This window comes from Methylomonas sp. Uni0011 (assembly GCF_056850255.1).
On sequence record NZ_JBVVNO010000003.1, the window covers coordinates 201,766 to 224,016 of the forward strand.

The 22,251-nt window shown below is 55.6% G+C and carries 20 protein-coding genes; 19 read left to right on the forward strand and 1 reads right to left on the reverse strand.

All coding sequences use genetic code 11. From position 1 onward, the window contains the following. The first annotated feature begins 301 nt into the window (after positions 1-301). The 13 genes from AC0IM9_RS06215 to AC0IM9_RS06275 all read left to right on the forward strand — a co-directional run bounded on the left by AC0IM9_RS06215 (position 302) and on the right by AC0IM9_RS06275 (position 15,490). Positions 302-2,029: a type I secretion system permease/ATPase gene (locus AC0IM9_RS06215; RefSeq protein WP_482803420.1), complete on the forward strand. Its 1,728-nt coding sequence runs from the start codon at positions 302-304 to the stop codon at positions 2,027-2,029. Between the two features lie 3 nt (positions 2,030-2,032). Continuing rightward, positions 2,033-3,349 carry an HlyD family type I secretion periplasmic adaptor subunit gene (locus tag AC0IM9_RS06220; protein WP_278209442.1) on the forward strand — a complete coding sequence of 439 codons (1,317 nt, stop codon included), beginning with the start codon at positions 2,033-2,035 and terminating at the stop codon, positions 3,347-3,349. Then, complete coding sequence (locus AC0IM9_RS06225) at positions 3,349-4,680, forward strand: TolC family outer membrane protein (RefSeq protein ID WP_140913537.1); 1,332 nt, start codon at positions 3,349-3,351, stop codon at positions 4,678-4,680. The genes AC0IM9_RS06220 and AC0IM9_RS06225 overlap by 1 nt, the downstream gene beginning before the upstream one ends. Next, the gene (locus AC0IM9_RS06230; RefSeq protein ID WP_482803421.1) at positions 4,644-7,421 is read left to right on the forward strand and encodes an Hsp70 family protein; all 2,778 of its coding nucleotides are present in this window, start codon (positions 4,644-4,646) and stop codon (positions 7,419-7,421) included. The genes AC0IM9_RS06225 and AC0IM9_RS06230 overlap by 37 nt, the downstream gene beginning before the upstream one ends. A 16-nt stretch (positions 7,422-7,437) precedes the next feature. Beyond that, positions 7,438-8,145 carry an acylneuraminate cytidylyltransferase family protein gene (locus tag AC0IM9_RS06235; RefSeq protein WP_482803422.1) on the forward strand — a complete coding sequence of 236 codons (708 nt, stop codon included), beginning with the start codon at positions 7,438-7,440 and terminating at the stop codon, positions 8,143-8,145. Beyond that, complete coding sequence (locus tag AC0IM9_RS06240; RefSeq protein WP_482803423.1) at positions 8,142-9,122, forward strand: NAD-dependent 4,6-dehydratase LegB; 981 nt, start codon at positions 8,142-8,144, stop codon at positions 9,120-9,122. Before AC0IM9_RS06235 ends, AC0IM9_RS06240 begins: the two co-directional genes overlap by 4 nt. Then, the gene (locus AC0IM9_RS06245) at positions 9,115-10,254 is read left to right on the forward strand and encodes a LegC family aminotransferase (protein ID WP_482803424.1); all 1,140 of its coding nucleotides are present in this window, start codon (positions 9,115-9,117) and stop codon (positions 10,252-10,254) included. The genes AC0IM9_RS06240 and AC0IM9_RS06245 overlap by 8 nt, the downstream gene beginning before the upstream one ends. Positions 10,255-10,699: 445 nt before the next feature. Next, positions 10,700-11,398 (forward strand): TylF/MycF/NovP-related O-methyltransferase, encoded by a 699-nt coding sequence (locus AC0IM9_RS06250; protein ID WP_445372569.1) that lies wholly within the window; start codon positions 10,700-10,702, stop codon positions 11,396-11,398. A gap of 5 nt (positions 11,399-11,403) precedes the next feature. Further along, on the forward strand, positions 11,404-12,312 hold the full coding sequence (locus AC0IM9_RS06255; protein ID WP_222101923.1) for an ATP-grasp domain-containing protein: 909 nt from the start codon (positions 11,404-11,406) through the stop codon (positions 12,310-12,312). Next, complete coding sequence (locus AC0IM9_RS06260; protein ID WP_445372570.1) at positions 12,284-12,931, forward strand: HAD family hydrolase; 648 nt, start codon at positions 12,284-12,286, stop codon at positions 12,929-12,931. The genes AC0IM9_RS06255 and AC0IM9_RS06260 overlap by 29 nt, the downstream gene beginning before the upstream one ends. A 12-nt stretch (positions 12,932-12,943) precedes the next feature. Further along, a complete protein-coding gene (neuC, locus tag AC0IM9_RS06265) occupies positions 12,944-14,104 on the forward strand; it encodes a UDP-N-acetylglucosamine 2-epimerase (protein ID WP_140913543.1) in 1,161 nt (386 codons plus the stop codon). Then, positions 14,104-14,772, forward strand: a complete 669-nt coding sequence (locus AC0IM9_RS06270; protein WP_140913544.1) for a PIG-L deacetylase family protein — start codon at positions 14,104-14,106, stop codon at positions 14,770-14,772. Before neuC ends, AC0IM9_RS06270 begins: the two co-directional genes overlap by 1 nt. A gap of 25 nt (positions 14,773-14,797) precedes the next feature. Beyond that, positions 14,798-15,490 (forward strand): acylneuraminate cytidylyltransferase family protein, encoded by a 693-nt coding sequence (locus AC0IM9_RS06275; protein ID WP_140913545.1) that lies wholly within the window; start codon positions 14,798-14,800, stop codon positions 15,488-15,490. A gap of 254 nt (positions 15,491-15,744) precedes the next feature. Here AC0IM9_RS06275 and fba read toward each other — a convergent pair whose 3' ends face one another. Further along, on the reverse strand, positions 15,745-16,752 hold the full coding sequence (gene fba / locus AC0IM9_RS06280; RefSeq protein ID WP_482803425.1) for a class II fructose-bisphosphate aldolase: 1,008 nt from the start codon (positions 16,750-16,752) through the stop codon (positions 15,745-15,747). 333 nt (positions 16,753-17,085) lie between these two features. Here fba and AC0IM9_RS06285 point away from each other — a divergent pair, with 333 nt between their 5' ends. From AC0IM9_RS06285 to AC0IM9_RS06310, 6 genes are all read left to right on the forward strand, one after another. Continuing rightward, positions 17,086-17,853 carry a VPLPA-CTERM sorting domain-containing protein gene (locus AC0IM9_RS06285; protein WP_482803426.1) on the forward strand — a complete coding sequence of 256 codons (768 nt, stop codon included), beginning with the start codon at positions 17,086-17,088 and terminating at the stop codon, positions 17,851-17,853. A gap of 117 nt (positions 17,854-17,970) precedes the next feature. Then, the gene (gene neuB, locus AC0IM9_RS06290; protein WP_482803427.1) at positions 17,971-19,059 is read left to right on the forward strand and encodes an N-acetylneuraminate synthase; all 1,089 of its coding nucleotides are present in this window, start codon (positions 17,971-17,973) and stop codon (positions 19,057-19,059) included. Next, positions 19,056-19,694 carry an acetyltransferase gene (locus AC0IM9_RS06295; RefSeq protein WP_482803428.1) on the forward strand — a complete coding sequence of 213 codons (639 nt, stop codon included), beginning with the start codon at positions 19,056-19,058 and terminating at the stop codon, positions 19,692-19,694. The genes neuB and AC0IM9_RS06295 overlap by 4 nt, the downstream gene beginning before the upstream one ends. A 2-nt stretch (positions 19,695-19,696) precedes the next feature. Beyond that, positions 19,697-20,749 carry a nucleotidyltransferase family protein gene (locus AC0IM9_RS06300; protein ID WP_445372574.1) on the forward strand — a complete coding sequence of 351 codons (1,053 nt, stop codon included), beginning with the start codon at positions 19,697-19,699 and terminating at the stop codon, positions 20,747-20,749. 134 nt (positions 20,750-20,883) lie between these two features. Then, positions 20,884-21,735 carry a flagellin N-terminal helical domain-containing protein gene (locus AC0IM9_RS06305; protein ID WP_140914043.1) on the forward strand — a complete coding sequence of 284 codons (852 nt, stop codon included), beginning with the start codon at positions 20,884-20,886 and terminating at the stop codon, positions 21,733-21,735. Between the two features lie 63 nt (positions 21,736-21,798). Then, positions 21,799-22,242: a flagellar protein FlaG gene (locus AC0IM9_RS06310; protein ID WP_140914042.1), complete on the forward strand. Its 444-nt coding sequence runs from the start codon at positions 21,799-21,801 to the stop codon at positions 22,240-22,242. Positions 22,243-22,251: the final 9 nt, after the last annotated feature.

Below are 22,251 nucleotides of genomic sequence, written 5' to 3' on the forward strand. Positions count from 1 at the left end.
TCGGCGGCGTCGTTAAAGAAGCGTCATGGCAACGCCGGAATATGTGTTTAGCTTTTCGGTAGCAGGCAAAAAAACTTTAGCGGTTTTTTACTGGCGAAAAGTTATAGCAGCATCTAGGCTGTTTAATTATCAGCCCTCTTTGACCACTGTCACAGTTTGGCCAATTGTCACGAAGTGTAGACACAAAACTGAGTGGCGCATCTAAATTTGCCGGGCGGCAAATTGCGCCGGATTTGGTGCGGCGTTGACGAGTGTGTAAAAATCGAGCCGTTTTCGCGAACCTTAAACCGCTAACCAAGGTATGAATTCCCCCCAATCCGATCTGATCGAAGCGTTACGGCTGTGTAAGGGCGCGTTTATATCTGCTGCCGGTTTTAGTTTTGTGATCAACGTATTGCAACTGGTGCCGACCATTTACATGTTGCAGGTTTACGACCGGGTGGTGCCGACCGGCAATCTGACGACCCTGTCGCTGTTGACGCTGATTTTGATGGTGTTGTTCGTGACCATGGGGGTGTTGGAGTGGGTGCGGTCGCAGATATTGGTCAGAGTCAGCACCCGCATCGAAGTACTGCTCAGCGAGCGGTTACTGAAAGTGGCTTATAAAATGGCCTTGTATTCCAACGGCCAGCGCGCCAGCATCCAACCGCTCGACGATTTGACCGCACTACGCCAGTTCATGACCGGCAGCGGTTTGTTCGCCTTCTTCGATGCGCCCTGGCTACCGATCTACTTGGCGGTGATGTTCATGTTTCATCCCTGGTACGGTTGGGCCGGTGTGGCGACTGCGATCCTGTTGGTGATCGTCGCCTACATCCAAGAAAAGACCACCAGCCGGATGCTCAGCGAAGCCAACAGCACCGCGCTGAACGCACGCAATCTGGTCAGTAAAAATCTGCGAAATGCGGAAGTGCTGGATGCGATGGGCATGCTGCCCAACATTCAGGGGCGTTGGTTGAACAGCGTGCATAAAGTCCTGCGCCTGCAAGCCATCGCCAGTTCCCGCGCCGGTCTGGTCAACGCCGTTTCCAAGTTGGTACGCTTGTCGTCGCAATCTTTGATATTGGCGCTTGGCGCCTATCTGGTCATCGAAAACGAGATTTCCTCCGGCCTGATGATCGCCGGTTCGATCCTGCTAGGTCGAGCCCTGGCGCCGATCGATATCGTGATCGGTACCTGGAAAGGCTTTATCAACGCCCGCGGCCAATACAACCGGTTGAACGAATTACTGGTGCAGATGCCGGCCGAATCGAAAAAAATGACCTTGCCCGATCCGGTCGGCGCCTTTCAGCTCGATATGGCACAAGTCACGCCGCCGGGGGCGAAAACGCCGGTTATCAAAGGCATCAGCATGGCTATTGCCAAAGGCGACGTAGTCGGCGTGATCGGCCCCAGCGGCGCCGGCAAATCGACCTTTGCCCGCGCCTTGCTCGGTATCTGGCCGACTTCCAGCGGCACGATCCGCCTGGACGGTGCCGAAATCTTCAATTGGAACCGGGACGAACTGGGGCCGCACATCGGTTACTTGCCCCAGGATATCGAATTGTTCGAAGGCAGCATCAGCCAAAACATTGCCCGCTTCGGCGAAGTCGAGCCGGAGAAAGTGATTGCCGCGGCAAAGATGGCCGACGTCCACGAACTGGTGCTGCATTTGCCGGACGGCTACAACACCGTGATCGGTGCCAACGGCGGCAACTTGTCGGGCGGCCAGCGCCAGCGCATCGGTTTGGCGCGAGCTTTGTACGGCAATCCGGTCGTGGTGGTATTGGACGAACCTAACTCCAATCTGGACGAACAGGGCGAAATCGCCTTGGGCCGGACCATCCAGCGGCTGAAAGCCAATAAGGTCACGGTGATCGTAATCACCCACCGCAACAACGTCCTGAATAACGTCGACAAGTTGCTGTTGCTCAGCGACGGCCAATTGTCGGTTTACGGGCCGAAAGACCAGGTTGTAGCCCACTTGCAAAAGGTTGCATTGCAAACCGCGCAGCAAGCAAGGGCCGAACATGTCCAAGCCGGAGCCTAAACGATGAGTCAATCCCCGGAGCTGGAAACCATTTCTTTAGTCATCGACGACCGGCCGATCCGCAATATCGGTAACGCTGTGATATTTGCCACCCTCGGTATCTTCGGCGTCTGGAGTTATTTCGCGCCGTTGGACAGCTCGGCAATGGCGCCGGGTTATGTGGCGGTCAAATCCCATCGCAAAACCGTGCAACATCTGGACGGCGGCATGGTCAGCGAGTTGCTGGTCAAAGAGGGCGATTTCGTCAAGGCAGGCGATGTGATGATCCGGCTCGACGATACCTCGATCCGCGCGGAGCAGGATATTTTGCGCAGCCAGCAGATTACGTTGTCGGCCCAGGTCGCCAGGCTCAGCGCGGAGCGCGACCGCAAGCCGGCCGTCGAATTTCCGGATACCCTGCAGGACGACGCCGACGCCCGCACGCTGGAGGCCAAACAAGCCGAGAGCCGGATTTTTCTGGCGCGAAAACTTTCCCACGAAGGGGAAATCTCGGTGCTTAAGCAACGCAGTACCCAATTGGCCAGCCGGGTCGAGGGCTTGCGCGGGCAACGCGCGGCCAAACAAGCTTTGGCCGAGTCGTATAAAGACGAACTCAAGGACTTGCGCGAATTGCTGGCGGAAGGTTTCACCGGCAAACAACGGGTGCGCGATATCGAGCGTAATTTGACATTAGCGTCCGGCGAGATTGCGGCGCTGACCGCCGAAATCGCCGGCAACGAAATGCAGATCGGCGAAACCCAGTTGCAGATTTTGCAACTGGAGAAACAATTCCAGGAAGGAATCGCCGGCAAGCTCGGCGAGGCTCAAGCCCAACTTTTCGACGTGACGCAACGCTTGACCGCGGCCCGGGAAAGACTGGCCCGAACCGAAATCCGCGCGCCGGCCGCCGGCCGCGTGCTGGGTTTGACCTTACATAACGTCGGCACCGTGGTCGGTCCCGGTCGGCCGATTCTGGATTTGGTGCCGCAGAACGAAGACCTGATCGTCAATGCCCAGGTGTCGACGATGGACATCGACCGGGTGCACGAAGGCCTCAAAGCCGAAGTCCGGTTCAGTTCTTTCAAACAATCGGTAGTGCCCAAACTCGACGGTATCGTGACCAATCTCTCCGCCGACCGACTCAGCGACGAAAAATCGGGGATGGCTTATTACCAAGCCCAAATCGAATTGACTCCGGACAGCTACGCAAAACTGGGCGAGGTGGAATTGTTGCCGGGCATGCCGGCCGAGGTGCTGATCACGACCGGCGAGCGCACCGTGCTGGAATACCTGCTGCAACCGATCACCAACGCGGTGGCCCGCGCCTTCAACGAAGACTGATGAAACCGGCTTGGAGTTTTGCCTTAGCATTGGCGGTGTCGAGTGTCGGTCAGGCGCTTGCCGACGACCTAATCAGCGTTTACCAGCAGGCCTTGTCCGGCGATCCGAAATTGAAAGCCGCCGGTTTGAAACTGAATATCGGTACCGCGCAAAAAGAACAATCCTTCGGCGAGTTCTTGCCGCAAGTCACGGCGACCGGCAACTGGTCGCACAATGACCAGACCGTCAGCGGCAGTGGCCGCGAGGTCAACACGACTTATCCCGGCAAGCGCTACTACATCTCGGTCAACCAGTCGCTGGTCGACCTCGCCAAATTCTGGAACTGGCGCCGGGCCAAGGAAACCGAGAACGTCTACATCGAAGAACAAGTCGAAGCCGAAAACGCGCTGATCGACGATGTGGTCGAGCGTTACTTTGATCTGTTGCAAGCCGAGGACCAACTGAATTTGCTGCGCGGCGAAACCGAAGCCTTGGCCGTGCAGCACGAACAAATCAAACATCAATTTGCCAAGCAACTGGTCAAAATTACCGATCTCTATGAAGTCGAGGCCAGACTCGACCAATTGCAGGCCAGCCAGATCGAAGCGGAAACCGTACTGGTTAAGGCCAGGGAAAATTTGCGGGAGATGACCGGCAATCTGCCGCAAGACTTGGCGCGGTTACGCGAGGATATTGACTACCAGCCGCTGCAGGGTAATCTGGATGACTGGATCGCCGTCGCGAAAAGCGAGAATCCGCTGCTACGCGCCCAACTCAGTGCGATCGAAGCGGCCAGCGACGATGTGGCGATGCAACGCTCCCGGCATCTGCCGGTGGTCGATTTGCAATTTAATTACTTCAACAGCGATACCGGCTTTCAAAGTTCGCGCACGCCGCAAACCGAAGTGCAGACCGCCGGCATCAATGTCAGCGTGCCGATTTTCAGCGGCGGGGTGATTGCGGAAAAAACCAACGAAGCCCAGCACCGGCTGGAGTTGGCAAAAAACGAAAACGAAAGCAAAATCCGCGCCCTGGTCAAGGAAATCAGCGACGCGTTTTTAACCTCCAACGCCAGCGTGCGGCGGATTGCCGCGTCGGCCAAAGCCCTGGAGTCGGCCAAAAAATCGCGCGAAGCCAAGGAAAAAGGCTTTAAATTCGGCCTGGAAACCATCAGCGATGTGCTCGACACCCAGCAAGCCGAATTCCGCGCCAGACGCGATTTGGCTCAGGGTCGTTACAGTTACGTCAAAAATCGGATGCGTTTTTTACATGCGGTGGGTGTGATCTCGCCGCAGAACCTGGAAGAAGTCAACCAATGGCTGCAGCAGCCGCAATCCACCAGCCCGAACTAAGCATTTTGAATAACTCAGCCAGCCAATATTTAGTCGGTATCGATCTGGGTACCACCCATACCGTCGTGGCCTATGCCGCTGTCGGCGATCCGCACAAGACCATCCGCCTGTTCGAAATTCCGCAGATGACCGCGCCGGGCGAAGTCGCGTCCAAACCGTTGCTGCCTTCGGTGCGTTACCATCCGGCGGCGGGCGAATTGAGTGCTGAAGCCGGTTTCCTGTTGGCCGAGGATGGAGCTGTACTGGGCGAAGCTGCGCGAGTCCTGGGTGCCAAATCGCAGGGCCGCCTGGTCACCAGCGCCAAGAGCTGGTTGTCGCATACTGCAGTCGACCATACGGCACCGATTTTGCCGTGGGGGAGTGACGAGTCGGTATTCAAGGTATCGCCGCTGGCGGCCAGTGCGAGTTATTTGCAGCACGTGCGGATGGTTTGGGAGCAGCGCTTTCCCGACGCGCCGTTGGCGCGGCAAACCCTTGTCGTCACCGTGCCGGCCTCGTTCGACGAATCGGCCCGTTCTCTGACCTTGGAGGCGGCGAAATTGGCCGGTCTGGCCGACGTGCGTCTGCTGGAGGAACCGCAGGCCGTATGTTACGACTGGTTGCGCCGCCATGCCGGCAGTATCGAGCCCAGTCTGGCCGGCAGCCGCTTGATGCTGGTCTGCGACGTTGGCGGCGGCACCACCGACTTGACCCTGATCAAAATCGAATACGGCGCCGGCGAGCCCAAATTGACCCGCATCGGCGTCGGCGACCACTTGATGCTGGGTGGCGACAATATCGATCTGGCCCTGGCGCACTTGGCCGAGAGCCGGTTACGCGGTACCGAACGCAAGCTGTCCAGCGCCGACCTGGCGCAATTGCTGGAGCAATGCCGGATCGCCAAAGAACGCTTGTTGGCCGACGATGCGCCGGATCAAATGGCTGTGACTTTGCTCGGCGGTGGGTCCAAATTGATCGGCGGTAGTAAAACCACAGCGTTGAGCCGGGAGGAAGTCAGACAGATTGCGTTGGACGGTTTCCTGCCTTTGTCGGGGCTGCAGGAACTGCCGGACAAGAAGCGCAGCGGGGTGGTCGAATTCGGTCTGCCTTACGCGGCCGAGCCGGCCATCAGCAAGCATATCGCCGGTTTTTTGCAGTCGCATGCCCAGGCCGCGCAACAGGCGCTCGGCGAGCAGGGCATCGTACCCGATGTGCTGTTGTTGAACGGCGGCGTATTCCGCAGCCGGGCACTGGTGCAGCGGGTAACGGGGCTGCTGTCGGCTTGGCGCGGCGGCCGGGCGCCGACCGTGCTGGACAATCCGGACCCGGAATTGGCGGTTGCCTACGGTGCAGTCAGCTACGCCATCGCCCGCCGCGATAAAAAATTGCGGATCGGTGGCGGCGCGGCGCGCAGTTATTTTTTGCTGGTCGACAGTGCCGGGCAAAGCCGGCGCGGCGTCTGCATTTTGCCGAAAGGCAGCGAAGAAGGGCATGAAGTGTTGCTGGCCGGCCGCCAATTTGCGTTACGCGTCGGCCAACCGGTGCGCTTCCATTTGCTGTCGGCGAGTGGTGACGGCGATTACCGCACCGGCGACCTGGTCGAACTCGACGACGACCGCTTCCACAGCTTGCCGCCATTGGCGGTGGCGTTCGAAGGCCAACAGCGGGCCGAAGTTGCTGTGCAGTTGTCGGCAACCTATACCGAAGTCGGCACCTTGCGTTTGCAATGCGTCGCGCTGGATGGCGAGCAGCAGCGGTGGGATGTCGAATTTCAGATCCGCAAGGCCAAATCCGCGTTGGTAAATGCCGATCTGCCCGCGCAACTGCCGCAAGCCCTGGAAAAGATTCAGGCCGTATTCGGCGCCAAATCCAAACAAGTCGACCCGCAGGCGGTAAAAACCTTGCGCGCCGATTTGGAAAAAGTATTGGCCGCCCCGCGCGGCGAGTGGCAAACCCCACTGCTGCGCGAATTATTCAATGCCTTGCTGGACGGCAGCAAATACCGGCGGCGCAGCGAGCAGCACGAGCGGTTGTGGTGCAGCTTGATCGGGTTTTGCCTGCGGCCCGGGTTCGGTTATCCGCTGGACGACTGGCGGGTGGAACAGCTGTGGAAGCTGTATCCGGAAGGCCTGCAGTTCGTCAACGAAAAGCAGAACTGGGCCGAATGGTGGACCTTGTGGCGGCGAGTCGCCGGCGGTTTGCCGGCCGAGGCGCAGCAACGCATTTTTAACGATATCGGCAAGTTCATCAATCCGGCCTCGGCCCGCCAGCCGGGGCTGGCGAAGCAACTCGCAACCCGCGGCTACGAGGACATACTGCGGTTGGCGGCATCGCTGGAGCGTTTGGCGGTGGCCGATAAAGTGCAATTAGGCGAATGGCTGCTGAAACGTTTGGCCAAAGCCGGCGAACCCGAACAAAGCTGGTGGGCCTTGGGCCGGATCGGGGCGCGGATACTGTTTCACGGCAACAATCACGATGTGATACCGCCGGCTCAGGCGTCCGCTTGGTTAAACCAATTGCTGGCTGCCGATTGGAAAAAGCAGGTGCAGATCGGCTTCGCCGCGACCTTGCTGGCGCGGCGTTGCGACGACCGCGTCCGCGATATCGACGACGACTTGCGCCGGCAAGTGCTGGATAAATTGAAACAGGCCAAAGCCCCGGCGTCGTGGCAGGACATGGTGGCCGAATACACAGCGCTTGACGAAGGCCAGGAAAAACAAATCTTCGGCGAAGCCTTGCCGCCGGGTTTGAAACTGATTTAGCGCTGGGAGATCGGGCATGGCGCAAGCATTCGATTTACTGGTCGTGGTTCCGGCACGGAGCGGTTCCAAAGGTTTGCCTGACAAAAACGTCCGGCCGCTGGCCGGCAAGCCGCTGCTGGAATGGACCGCGCAAACCATTAGTCGGGCCGAGTTGCCGCAGTCGTTGGCGCTGTTGTCGACCGATGCGGAAGCGTATGCCGAGATCGGCCGTAACGCCGGGCTGGCGGTGCCGTTTCTACGCCCGGCCTGTCATGCGACGGACGGTGCGTCGTCGCTGCAAGTGGTGGAACATGCCTTGGATTGGTTTCGCGGGAATCAGGGTTATTTGCCGGCTTGGGTCATGTTGTTGCAGCCAACCTCGCCGTTCCGCAGTCCGGCTATACTTCGCCAGGCGATGGCATTGGCCAATGGCGGTAACGTCGATGCGGTGATCGGTTGCAAGGAAATCCAGCGCAACCTGACCACGTTGTTCCAATTGCGCGACGGTTTCATGCAAGCGCTGGACAACCGGCAACCGACTCAAGCCAGCCGGCAACAAACCCAGCCGTTGTTGACTCCGAATGGGGCGATGTATCTAGTTCGGACCGACTACTTGCTGGAACATAAATCGTTCTATCCGCCGCAGACCGTGCCGTTGGTGATGAACGCCATTCAAAGCCTGGACATCGACACCGCAGAAGACTGGGCTATCGCCGAGGCCTTTGTTAAACAAGGATTGGTATGAAAAAAGTATTAGTGACCGGCGCCGACGGTTTCATCGGCTCGCATTTGACCGAAATGCTGGCGACGCGCGGCTGCGAGGTACGGGCTTTGGCGCAATACAATTCGTTTAATTCCTGGGGCTGGCTGGACGATGCCGCCTGCAAACACGACATCGAAGTAGTGTGCGGCGACGTGCGCGATCCGGCGTTCTGCCGCAGCATTTGCCAGGGCGTCGATACCGTATTTCATTTGGCGGCGTTGATTGCGATTCCGTATTCCTATGTCGCGCCGGACAGTTATGTCGATACCAATATCCGCGGCACCTTGAATATCTGCCAGGCGGCGCGCGATGCCGGCGTTAGCCGGGTGATCCATACCTCGACCAGCGAGGTTTACGGCACCGCGCAATACGTACCGATCGACGAAAAACATCCGCTGCAACCGCAATCGCCTTACAGTGCCTCGAAGATTGCCGCCGATGCGATGGCGATGAGTTTTTTCAATGCCTTCAATCTGCCGTTGACGATTGCCCGGCCGTTCAACACTTACGGACCGCGCCAGTCAGCCCGAGCGGTGATTCCGACCATCATCAGCCAGATCGCCGCCGGTAAGAAGCAAATCCAGCTCGGCGACGTCACGCCGACTCGCGATTTCAACTACGTCGAAGATACTTGCCGCGGCTTCATCGCGTTGGCCGAGTCGGACAAAACCATCGGCGAGACGGTCAACATCGGTTCCAATTTCGAAATCTCGGTCGGTGACACCTTGAATCTGATCAAGGCCATCATGGTCAGCGACGTCGAATTTCTGGTCGACGAGCAACGTTTGCGGCCGGAAAAGTCCGAAGTCAACCGGTTGTGGTGCGATAACAGCAAGATCAGAACATTAACCGGGTTTAACCCGGAAGTTAGCTTGGAAGATGGCCTGCGCCGCACCGTGGATTGGTTTTGCCGGTCCGAGAATCTGAAAAAGTACAAAACGGATATTTACAATGTTTGAGCGTTTGGTCGGTTTCGTCAGGGAGATTTACCAAACCGACGCTTTCATTCCGTTGCACGAACCGCGTTTTGCCGGCAACGAAAAACGCTATTTGAACGACGTGATCGACAGCACCTTCGTCTCCAGCGTCGGGCCGTATGTCAGTGAATTCGAGCGCAAGATTGCCGAATACTGCGGCGCCAAGCATGCGGTTGCCACCGTCAACGGCACTGCCGCGATGCATATCGCATTATTGCTGGCCGGCGTCGGCCCCGGCGACGAGGTGGTCACCCAGGCGGTGACCTTTATTGCCACCTGCAATGCGATTCACTACTGCGGCGCCGAGCCGGTCTTCGTCGACGTCGATAGCGCGACTCTAGGCCTGTCGCCGGCGGCGTTGGCGGCGTTTCTGGAGCAACACGGCGAGCGCCGCGACGGCGGGGTTTATAACAAAACCAGCGGCAAGCGTATCGCCGCCTGCCTGCCGATGCATACCTTCGGCCATCCTTGCGATATGGCGGGCTTGCTTAAAGTTTGCGACCACTATGGAATCGCCGTCGTCGAGGATGCGGCCGAAGCGTTGGGTAGCCGGCTCGGCGATCGGCATTGCGGCACCTTCGGCAAACTCGGCGTGCTCAGCTTCAACGGCAACAAGATCATCACCACCGGCGGCGGCGGCATGATTCTGACCGACGATGACGAACTGGCCCGGCAGGCCAAGCACCTGACCACCACGGCCAAACTGGCCCACGCCTGGAAATTCGAACACGACCGAATCGGCTACAACTACCGAATGCCGAATCTGAACGCCGCGCTGGGTCTGGCGCAGCTGGAGCAGTTGCCGGAATTCGTCGCCGCCAAGCGCGAATTGGCGGGCCGTTATCTGGCCTGGGGCGAGGCAAACGGCTCCGAAATTTTTCGGGAACCTGCCGGTGCGCACGCTAACTACTGGCTCAACGCAGTGCTGCTGGACGATCTGGCCGCGCGCGACGCGTGTCTGGAATACACCAATAACCATGGCGTGATGACCCGGCCCTTGTGGGAGCTGATGTCGGATTTACCGATGTATCGCCATTGCCAGACCGATGGTCTCACGCAATCGCGAAGTGTCGTCAGGAGGTTGGTGAATATTCCCAGCAGCGTGCTATTCTGAATTGAATTCGTTGCTTACAAACTTGGGAGAAGAGATGGCAACAAGAAAGCAGCGAGGATTTGGTCTTATCTAATTCGGGATAATTTCGTGCTTTACCAGAATGAACAAACAATCGGTTTTGATTCCAGGCTTTATGCAAGCGAACGGGATTGAATGATTAGATTGATGTTGTGCCTAAGCCCGAAAAATTCAAAATGCTTGGTTCGGGTTGCGGTATTGGTTGTTGGCTTGGGATTCTAGGGTGCCATAGATATCGAAACATGCCGGATTTAACTGAGAAAGTCGTAGTACCTGCTATGAGTACGAGTAGGGTCGGTCCAGTCTTAGTTTATCTCGCCAAAATTGAATGTTTGATTGACGGGCTGTTGGAGAATTATGGAGTTTAGAGGCCTTTACAAGGGATTAGATTTCGCGCAACCACTTTAATAGTGCTCAGGAGAGCTTGATGAAACCATTGATAGAAAAATATCCCGCACCCATCAACTCCAAACTGGATAATTTCGAAAAATATGTCAGGCGCCAAGCCCTTTCACGATTTCTGGTTAGGTACGAATTGTTCCAGATGCAGCTTCATATCAAGGGCAGCATTATTGAATGCGGTGTTCATCATGGTGGCGGATTGATGGCGTGGGCCAAGCTTTCGGCTGCACTCGAGCCGTTTGCCTTGGATAGGCGTATCTTCGGCTTCGATACATTCGAGGGGTTTCCGTCGGTAAACGACAAGGATATCGGCTTGGCCACCAATGAACAAACCAAAGTCGGCGGACTTTCTACTTCATATGACGTCTATGCCGAATTACAGGAGCTGATCGGCGAATTCGATGAAAATCGGGTGCTTAACCAATTCGAGAAGGTGTTCTTGGTCAAGGGGAATGCCATGCAGACCATTCCAACGTTTTTGGAGCAGAATCCCCACGTTCTGATTAGTTTGCTGTTTCTGGATTTCGATCTTTACGAGCCGACTAAAGTGGCTCTGCAGTACTTTCTACCGCGCATGCCAAAAGGTTCTATTCTGGCGTTCGACGAAATCAATAATCCTTGGTGGCCGGGTGAAACCATGGCCATGCTGGAGTTCCTGGATATCGGGCAAAAAGAGATAAGACGTTTCTCGTTCGATCCAAACATTGCCTATATCGTAATGTGATAAACATGATGCGCAAGAAGGTTTTGACTGAGGCGTCGGGTAGTTTGGTAAGCGGCTATTTGCTTAAAGCGATCAAAGACGCCGGTCATATCGCCGTGGCGTCCGATATCGATGAACAGTGCGTAGGGCGTTATCTGGCCGACGAATTCGTAAAAATGCCGTCGAAGCACGCTCCGGATTTATGGGTAATCGTTTCGGCTATTCTTGCTGAAAATCGCATCGATGTCGTCATACCTTCGCTGGATGAAACGCTGTTGGGTTGGGCAGAGAACAAACATCGGTTTGCCGCACAAGGTGTCGAAGTCATCATCTCTGATCCATCGGTGATCGAAACCTTTGTTGATAAATGGTTGGCGTACCGTTTTTTTGTTGAGAACGGCATACCAACGCCGGATTCCAGTTTGAACCAGGACTATCCGTTGGTCAAACCCCGTAACGGCAGAGGTGGACAAGGCGTTTGCGTCACCTCTGAGCCGGTCGATATGAACGGGATGTTGTCGCAGGAGTTACTGGAGGGAGAGGAATATACGGTCGATGTGCTGTGCGATAAGGCGTCGCGGCCGCTGTATATCGTGCCTCGCCGACGCATCGGAGTGAAAGACGGTAAATCGACACAGGGCATCGTCGTTAATCATGCGGAAATCGTAAAGGTAGTTAATGCATTGTGTCAGGCTACTCAATTTGTCGGTCCTATCAATGTCCAGTGTTTTTGCTGTAACGACGGTACGGTAAAAGTCGTTGAGGTCAATCCGCGCATTGCCGGTGGGATGGCGCTAGGATTTGCGGCGACGGAAAACTGGGTCGCGGTGTTGTGCAACAAACTGACTGGCGAAACGTTATATCGAGCCAAGCCGATTAACTACGGGCTCAGGATGCTGAGGTACTATGCTGAAGTCTTTGTATCCGAGCATTGACTGGCAGAATGTCAAGGCCGTCGGCTTTGATCTCGACGGTACACTTTACGACGAATTCGATTTCATATACCAGGTCTACCGGCCGATTGCGGAAAAGCTCTCCGCCGTGGTGGGAGCGGAGCCGGCAGACACTTATAGCGATTTGCTCAGATGTTGGCTTGACAAAGGCAGTTCGTATAACCGGATTTTTTCGGACGTGTTGGCGGCTGCCGGGATCGAACAGGGGAACGCAGAGCGGACTATTGGAGAGTGCCTTGAGCTGTTCAGAGCCTTCCGGCCGGTTTTGCAATTAAATCATCGCGTCGTGAGCCTGCTGGAGTTTATGGCCGAGTACTATCCGTTATTTTTGGTTAGCGACGGTTCTTGCGCACTTCAGCGCGCTAAATTTGACGCTCTGGGTTTGGGGTCTTGGTTTAGGCCGGAAAACATTGCTATTTCGGGGTGCCTGACTTGCCGATCCGAAAAACCGGCTGCCGTTGCCGTGGATCATATCGCGATTTTCAATGGGGCTTGTGATCCCTCCGAGGTTGTTTTTTTCGGCGATCGGACCGTCGATCGCTTGTTTGCCGAGGCGGCGGGGTTCAAATTCGTTGGTGTTAAATGTATGTGGCCTGTTTGAGGATGGATCGGCATGGGTAAGAGGATGGTGCTTGGCGTTACGGGTATTCGTTCCGAGTACGACATTCTGTCTTCGGTGTTTAGCGCAATTGATCGCCACCCGATGCTGGAATTGGAAGTCGCGGTGACCGGTGCGCATTTGGCTGATGCCTACGGTTATACGGTGGCTGAAATTCGCAAAGACGGGTTTAAGGTCGCCGATGAGATCGAGAGTCTGGTCAACGGCGATCGAGCGTCGTCGCGAGTCAAGGGGTTGGCTTTTCAGTTGCAAGGGTTGGTGCAAACGGTTAGCAGAGTAAAACCGGATTTTCTGTTGGTTTTAGGGGATCGGGAAGAGGCGATGTCGACAGCATTGGTAGGTGCCTACATGAATGTGCCGGTGGCGCATATAGCTGGCGGGGACAGAGTGGTAGGCAATGTCGACGATCAAGTGCGGCATGCGGTTACCAAGCTAGCACATCTTCACTTTGTCACCAATCAGGAAAGTTACCAGCGGATTATTCGTCTCGGCGAACAGCCGTTCAGGGTGTATGACACCGGCAATCCGGGGCTGGATCGATTGTTGCAAGTGCCGATTCTTACTGCGGAACAACTTTCGGCGCGTTTGGGGTTTGCCGTCGAGGACGGTGAACCGTTGATTTTGTTAATTCAACACGTTATTTCAACCGAAATCGAACAGGCTTATTGGCAAATGCGGCAAACCTTGGAAGCTGTTAAGGCTCTGGGTATCAAAACGGTTTTGATTTATCCCAACTCCGATGCCGGAGGTCAACAGATTATTAAGGCCATCCGAGAGTATGAAGACTTGCCGTTTCTGCATGCTGTTAAAAATATGCCTCGGTTGGAATTTGTTAACGTCATGCGCCGGGCCAGTTGTATGCTCGGCAATTCCAGCGCCGGTATTTTGGAATCACCCTTGTTGAAGCTGCCTGTGATTAACGTAGGCAATCGGCAAAAAGGCCGTTTGCATGCCGAAAATGTCGAGTTCGTGCCTCACGATGTCGACTCGATCATCGCCGCGGTGAAAAAGGCCGCGTTTGATGCGGATTACCGAAAACAGGTCGGCCGCTGCCGCAACCCTTACGGCGATGGCCGATCCTCACAGCGGATCGCCGATATTCTGGCGAGCATCGCAATCGACGAAAGCTTGTTGATCAAGGACATAACGTACTAATGACAAACGTAATAGCGGTGGCTCCGCATGCCGATGACGAAACCTTAGGTTGCGGTGGCACTTTGCTCAGGCACGCTCGGGCCGGCGATCGAATCCATTGGTTGTTGTTGACCAAAATGACGGCGGAGCAGGGTTTTAGCGAAGCGCGTATTTCAGCCAGAGATCGGGAAATTGCCGAAGTGTCGCGTCATTACGGGTTTGCTTCAGTCGATGTGCTTGATTTTCCGTGTACCCGTTTGGACTCGATTGCCAAGGGTGACTTGATTGCGAAGATCTCGAGCGTATTCCAAACGCTGCGGCCGGAAGTTGTTTATTTGCCGTTCCGCGGTGACGTGCATTCCGATCATGCGGTTGCCGCCGATGCGGTCATGTCGTGCTGCAAGTGGTTTCGTAACGGCACAATCAAACGCATTTTGGCTTACGAAACCTTATCGGAAACCGAGTTCGGTATCAGGCCCGACACTTTAGGTTTTCGACCGAATGTGTTTGTGAATATTGAAGATTATTTAGAGCAGAAGCTCGAAATATTGCAAATTTTTGCCGGCGAACTCGGCGAGTTTCCGTTTCCGAGAAGTATTGAAGCCTTGCGTGCCCTGGCGATGTTGCGTGGCGCGACAGCCGGTTGTCAGGCTGCGGAAGCGTTTGTGCTGTTGAGAGAAATCATCTGATCGGCATAAAAAACGATAAAGCCTCATGAAAATTTTAGCGTTCATACCGGCACGCAAAGGCAGCAAACGTATCACGGATAAAAATATCAGGCTGCTCAGCGGCAAACCGTTGATTGCCTGGACGATAGAAGCGACCTTGGCTGCCGGCTTGGATATGGATGTCGTGGTATCGACCGATTCTACGGAGATTGCTGCCATCGCCGAACAGTACGGTGCCCAAGTACCGTTTCTGAGACCTGAACAACTCGCCGGTGATACTACGCCGACCTTCGACGTACTCGAATACACGTTGAATGCCTTAAAAATGGTCGGCAAAAACTACGATGCAGTTGTGCTGCTGCAACCGACCTCACCATTGCGTAAGGCAATACATATTGCCGAGGCCTTGCAGTTGTTGGAACAGCCCGAGGTACGTTCGGTGGTGTCGGTATCGGAGTTGGACTACCCGGTAGAATGGAGCATGCCGTTACCTGAAGATCGGAGCATGGACAATTTTATTGTTCAAAACGAACAAGCGTTAAGGACGCGTAGTCAGGATTTTTCCAAGCGCTATCGGTTGAACGGTGCGGTTTACTGCGCCAGAACCGCTGATATTTTGCAGCACAAAAGCTTTTATATGCGGCAAGGAACTCGAGCCTACATTATGGATAAGGCGTTTGCGGTTGATATAGACGATTTGTTTGACTTTGAATATGCGGAGTTTTTGATCAAGAGGTAGAGAAGGGGGTATTTATCGACGCTTCAATTACAAATCAAAATGCCCCCAGTCAAACTCAGACTAGTGTTTGCCCATTCTTTGCAATCCTTGGAAGCGGCCATCCTCTGCCCGTAACTTCGTTGAATTTAGCAACAAGCTGGCTGGCTCAAATCCTGTAGAAGCAGGCGATGTCTGAGAGCGAAGGTGTTTGTTCGCGGGCATGACTTCCTCCTACCAACCTTAACTGAACGGACATTACCCACGCCACCGATCGATCATCCGCTGTAACGCTGGGCCATTGCGCTTAATGGCAACGGTTTGATCTTGCCGGCGTGGCCGGCCGAGCCGAAGGCTTGGTAGCGCTCTTGACAGAGCTTTTGCATCGCATCTCTGGCCGCCGCGAAAGTCTTGCGCGCATCCAATTCGGCGACATTGTCTGGCTGGGCCAAAAAGCGGCGCATGGCGCCGGTCGAGGCCATGCGCAGGTCGGTGTCGATGTTGACCTTGCGTACGCCGTACTTGATGCCTTCGACGATTTCGGCAACCGGCACGCCATAGGTTTGCCGAATCTCGCCGCCGTGGGCGTTGATGATTGCCAGCCATTCCTGCGGCACGGAACTGGAGCCGTGCATGACAAAATGCATGTTGGGCAGGCGTTGCTGCAACTCGCGTAATCGGCTGATAACCAGCACTTCGCCGGTGGGCGGCTTGCTGAATTTGTAAGCGCCGTGGCTGGTGCCGATGGCAACGGCCAATGCATCGACTCGCGTCAGTTCGACGAACTGAGCGGCTTCGTCAGGGTCGGTCAACAGTCGGCTGTGGTCGGTGCCGGCTTCCAGCGAACCCAGACAGCCGATCTCGCCTTCCACCGACACACCGCAGGCATGGGCCATGTCGACCACTTTACGGGTGACTTCGACGTTGTAGTCGAAAGACGCCGGGGTTTTCATGTCCTCCAGCAGCGAGCCGTCCATCATTACCGAGCTGAAGCCGTTTTGGATCGCTTGCGCGCAAATCGCTGGACTCGGCGCATGATCGCGGTGCATCACGACCGGAATATGCGGATATTGCTCAACGGCAGCCTGGATCAAGTGGCGCAGGAAAATTTCGCCGGCATAGCGGTTGGCGCCGGCCGAGCCCTGCATGATCACCGGGCTGTCGCAAGCGTCGGCGGCCTGCATGATGGCCTGCACTTGTTCCATGTTGCTGATGTTGAAGGCGGGTACTGCGAAATTGTGCTCGGCTGCGTAGTCGAGCAGTTGTCTGAGTGAAACCAGGGCCATAATGGATTTTTAGTTCGATGGAGCGGAAAGATTGATCGTGTTGCTTCGGCGCGGGTTGGGCCGCCGCAGGTTGATAATACTTGGATTTTACACGTTTTGCCGGGCGGGCTTGGTAGCGAAGGGGGTGGCAGGCGGCTTCTACAATTAAGAATAGCCAGGGAAACCGCTGTCAACTTAGTGGTGATGTTTGAGCAGAGCCGGGGATATACTGTGGTCGCGATTCGGATGGAAGCGGGCGGATACCGATTTGCAGGTTATGCCTAAGCGTTCGAAATCCGGATTGCGCCTAAACTTAGGCTACTGGCATGGAACCATCAATTTAGGAGTGTGACTATGAAACAAGCTAAGCGCGGTATCTTTCCCTGTTTGCTGATAGGGTTGCTGGCAACGGTCGCGGCACCGGCGAGCGCGTCTTCCCAAGTAGTGAATGTTGTAGCCACCGCAGGGCCGTGGATGTGGGAGGCGGGGGGATTGAACGACAGCTACCGTTACGGTCTCGGCGCTGACGGCAGTCCGGCTTCGCCCGACTATACGGCACCATCCCGGCTTAAATTGGCGGATATTGGCATCGGGGCGGGTGACGCCGTGTTCATCGGGTATAGAAGCGGTCTTACCAGCGCCATCGGCGGGGTACCGGCGGTGGATAACAGCGGCTATGTGGGCAGTTCGTATAAAGACGACCAGCCGGGATCGAGCGGGCAGGTGTTACCGAGTTTCTACCTGCCCGGCGAATGGGGCGTGGCGCAAAATCCAGCGAACCCCGCCTCTTACGGTGTGTTCTTGCAAGCCTTGCTCGGTGCGCTCACCGATGACGCCGGCAATATTGTTGAGCTGTTCAGTCTGGGTACGGTGGTTGACGACAACGGCAATCCCACGCCGGTAAGCGGCGTCGCGTTTACCGTCCCGGTCGGCGTTAGCTACATTCAATTCGGTTTTAACGACGATATCTTTCATGACAATACCGGGTCGGTCAGTGTCTGTGTCAATGGCGAGGACGCGCAATGTACCGCGCCGGTGCCATTGCCCGCTGCCGCTTGGTTGTTCGGCGTCGGCATAGCGGGTATGTTGGGGTATCGGCCGCGGCGGCGATTTCGGGGTTGATCCTGCCGATTTTCAGGCTGCCAACTTCGCTTTTAAGGCAGCGGGCCATTGCCGATTGGACTAACCTTAAGGTTTTAGTCAGTCGTGGCCGGAAACGGTCGGGGAGTCAAGCAAGGCATGAGCCGGGTTTTTATCATCGCCGAGGCGGGAGTTAATCATAACGGAGATCTGGAAACCGCGATGCGGCTGGTGGACGCGGCGGCGGCGGCGGGAGCCGATGCAGTAAAATTCCAGACCTTCAAGGCCGAAAAATTGGTAACGCAGACTGCAGCCAAGGCCGATTACCAAAAACATACGACCGATGCTTCGGAAAGCCAACTCGATATGCTGCGCAAGTTGGAGTTGAAGTACGAGTTTCACCTCCTCTTGCGCGATTACTGCCGCAGTCGCGCTATCGAATTTCTGTCTACCGCCTTCGATATTGACAGTTTGCGGTTCTTGGTCGACGAAGTCGGTGTGGCCAGACTCAAAATTCCGTCCGGAGAAATTACCAACGGCCCGTTCTTACTGGCCCATGCCGAAACCGGCAAGGACATTATTGTTTCCACCGGTATGGCGACGATGGGGGAAGTGGAGACTGCGTTGGGGGTTTTGGCCTTCGGCTATCTCGGGTGGAGCCAGCCCGGTCTGGCCCGGTTTCGCGAGGCTTACGCTTCGGCGCAAGGCCAAAGCGTGTTGCGGCAAAAAGTTACCTTGCTGCACTGCACCAGCGAATATCCGACGCCGCCGGAGCACGCGCATTTGCGGGCCATGGATACGCTGGCCCAGGCTTTCGGCTTACCGGCCGGGTACTCGGATCATACCGAGGGATTGGCGGTGCCGATCGCTGCCGCGGCCCGCGGTGCGATGTTAATCGAGAAACATTTCACGTTGGACCGCAGCTTGAAAGGGCCGGATCATCAAGTCTCCTTGGAGCCGGACGAGCTGAAACAAATGGTCGAAGCCGTCAGAGTAGTGGAGCATGCGCTTGGCTCGCCGCTGAAAGTACCGCAACCGGTTGAGTTGAAAACTCGCGATGTCGCTCGAAAAAGTCTGGTCGCGGCCGAGGTTATCGCCGCCGGCGATGCGTTTAGTGTCGAAAATTTGGCGTGCAAGCGTCCCGGTACCGGCTTAAGCCCGATGGAATATTGGCGGCTTTTAGGCGTTGTCAGTCCACAAAGCTATCAGGTCGACGAATTGATTGCCAGCGGGCGGGAGCCGCAATGAAAAAGCCGGTGATATTGCTGGGGAGCGGCGGCCATGCCAAGGTGTTGTTGGGCATTTTGCAACGCTGCGGTTTCGAAATCGTTGGCGTGACCGATCCGGCGCGGCTGCCCGGCAGCGAATGGCTGGGCTGCCGAGTTCTGGGCGGAGACGAGGCGGTACGCGGCTTCGAGCCGGATCAAGTGTTGCTGGTCAATGGCATCGGTTCCTTACCGCACGACAACCGGATGCGCAGCACCTTGTTCGACGACTTTAGCGCCGCCGGCTACCGCTTCCAAAGCGTGTTGGACCCGGCGGCGTTTGTGGCCGGGCAAGTGCGTCTGGCAGCCGGGGTGCAGGTCATGGCCGGTGCTGTGATACAAGTTGGCGCGTTAATTGCTGAGAACTGTATCGTCAACAGCGGAGCAATTGTTGACCACGAGTGCCGGATCGGCCGTCACGTCCACATTGCACCGGGGGCGGTGCTTAGCGGGGGCGTTGAAATCGGCGATGGTACGCATATTGGTACCGGGGCGGTGGTGATTCAGGGTATACGTATCGGCAGCGGCAGTATCGTCGGCGCCGGCAGCGTTGTCACCAAGGACATCGGCGCGCGCCAGATCGTGTATCCGGCTCGTTCTCAGATTCAGGATTTATAGACATGAAGCAGCATTGGCAGCAAGTATTGATCAGGCCGGAAGCGAGCCTGCGGACGACCATAGAAGTGATCGACCGTGGCGCGTTGCAAATTGCGTTGGTGGTGGACGACCTGGAAAAATTGGTCGGGGTCGTCACCGACGGCGATATCCGTCGGGCGCTGATTCGCGGTTTGTCGTTGGAACACCCGGTGGTCGATGTGATGAACAAGCGGCCCAAGGTCGCGAGTTTACACGACAGTAAAACTCAGTTGATTGCGATGATGGAAGGGCATCATCTCTATCAATTGCCGGTGGTCGACGATCAGGGCAGGGTGATGCGGCTGGAGTCGCTACAAGCGCTGTATAAACAACCGTCGTTTCCGAACCCGGTATTTCTGATGGCCGGCGGTTTTGGTAAGCGCTTGCGGCCTTACACCGACGATTGCCCGAAGCCGTTGTTGGAGATCGGCGGCAAGCCGATTCTGCAAACCATCATTGAGAATTTCGTGAAGTCCGGTTTCCGCCAGTTTTTCATCGCGGTGCACTACAAGGCCGACCAAATCAAAAACTATTTCGGTGACGGCGGTCGCTGGGGGATTTCGATCAGTTATATCGACGAAGCCGAGCCGATGGGGACTGCCGGTGCGATCGGCTTATTGCCGGACGAGTTGCCGGATGTGCCGCTGATCGTGATGAACGGCGACATTCTGACTCAAATCGATTTTTCCCGTTTGCTGGCTTACCACAACGAACAGCAGGCGATCGCGACGATGTGCGTCCGGCATTACGAGTACCAAATACCGTACGGCGTGGTCTCGGCCGAACAGCAACGCATCGTCGGCATTGAGGAAAAGCCGCTGCAGAGCTGTTTGGCGAACGCGGGAATTTATGTGTTAGATCACAGTTTGGTAAAGAGCATTGCCGAGCAGAAAAAGCTGGATATGCCGACCCTTTTTAATCAGCAAATCGCTCTAGGCGAGGCGGTGTCTATGTTTGCGGTCAATGACTACTGGTTGGACATCGGCCGCGAAGCCGACTTTTTACGCGCCCAAGGCGAATTTGCCCAGTATTTTTGAAAGTGCGAGGTTAAAGGAATTCAAAACGACGCCGATACATCCTTCGAGTTCGAAATGAATCATTTTTCTTCAGTCACTTAACCAACATCAGTCGTTTCCGCTCACGTAGCCGGACGTACTAGGAGGATAACATCATGTCAATGGTCATCAACACCAACGTAGCTTCATTAACCAGCCAACGGTTATTGAGCAATACCACTAGCTCGCTGAAAACCTCCATGGAGAGATTGTCCTCCGGTTTGCGGGTTAACTCTGCCAAAGACGACGCTGCGGGCTTGGCGATCAGCGACGGTATGACCTCGCAAATCAGAGGTATGACCGTGGCGATCCGTAATGCCAACGACGGTATTTCAATGGCGCAAACTGCAGAGAGCGCAATGGGTTCTATCACCGAGACCATGCAACGGATGCGGGACTTGGCGGTACAGGCTTCCAACTTCGGTGCGGTAAGCTCTAGCGATCGGGAAAAATTGCAGACCGAATTCAAACAGTTGGGCGATGAGATTGGCCGTATCATCAAGAATACCGAGTTCAACGGTAAAAAAGTGTTGAACGGTTCATTGGCTAACGTCAATTTCCAAGTGGGGGCCGGAACCTCGGCCAACAACCAGATTTCGATCAACGTCAGTGATTTGGCTACCGCTTCAGGTATACAATCGTTGTTCAGTACCGGTGCGGTTTCTATCGGTTCCGGTGCCGCTTCCGGCGATACCAGAGATGCGATCGACGCCATTGATAACGCGATCAAAAAGATCGATACTTTCCGCTCGACTTTGGGTGCGATCCAAAACCGCTTTACCACGACTATCGGCAATTTGCAGTCTTCGATCGAAAACCAAAGCGCCGCACGGTCTAGAATTATGGATGCCGATTTCGCAACCGAAACTTCTAACCTGAGCCGGACCCAAATTCTGCAACAAGCCGGTACGGCGATGCTGGCGCAAGCCAATCAGTCATCGCAAACGGTGCTCAGCTTGCTTAGATAAGGTTAGTAGGAAGGCTGCTTAACCGCGGCCTTCCATCATGTTTACTTAACAAGGGTTAATGTCATGAACAGTGAAATTACAAATGTGTTGAAACTGGTTCCTGTGACTACCGTAAAAACCGATAAGCAAGAGACGGGTAAAGTACTACCGCAAAACGCGAAGGCGACAAACGATCAGGGCGGCAGCAATGTCGCCGCTTTATCTCAAGACAAACAAGGCGCGGTAACCGCTTTGGCTGGAAACGAGAAAAAAGACAAAGCCGATCAAAAGCCGCCGCTGGAGGTAGTCCGGCAAGCCGCAAAAGAGGGAAATTCCATACTGCAAGCGACTCAACGCAATTTGCAGTTCAAAATCGACTCCGATACCAAAGAAGTTGTGGTCAAGATCGTCGATAGCGAAAGTGGAGAATTGGTGCGGCAAATTCCATCCGAAGAAATGTTGGCTTTTATCAAGCGGATGCAGGAACTGGAAGGCGATCAGGGTTCGGTGATTCAGGACCGAGCTTAGTCGGTTTGG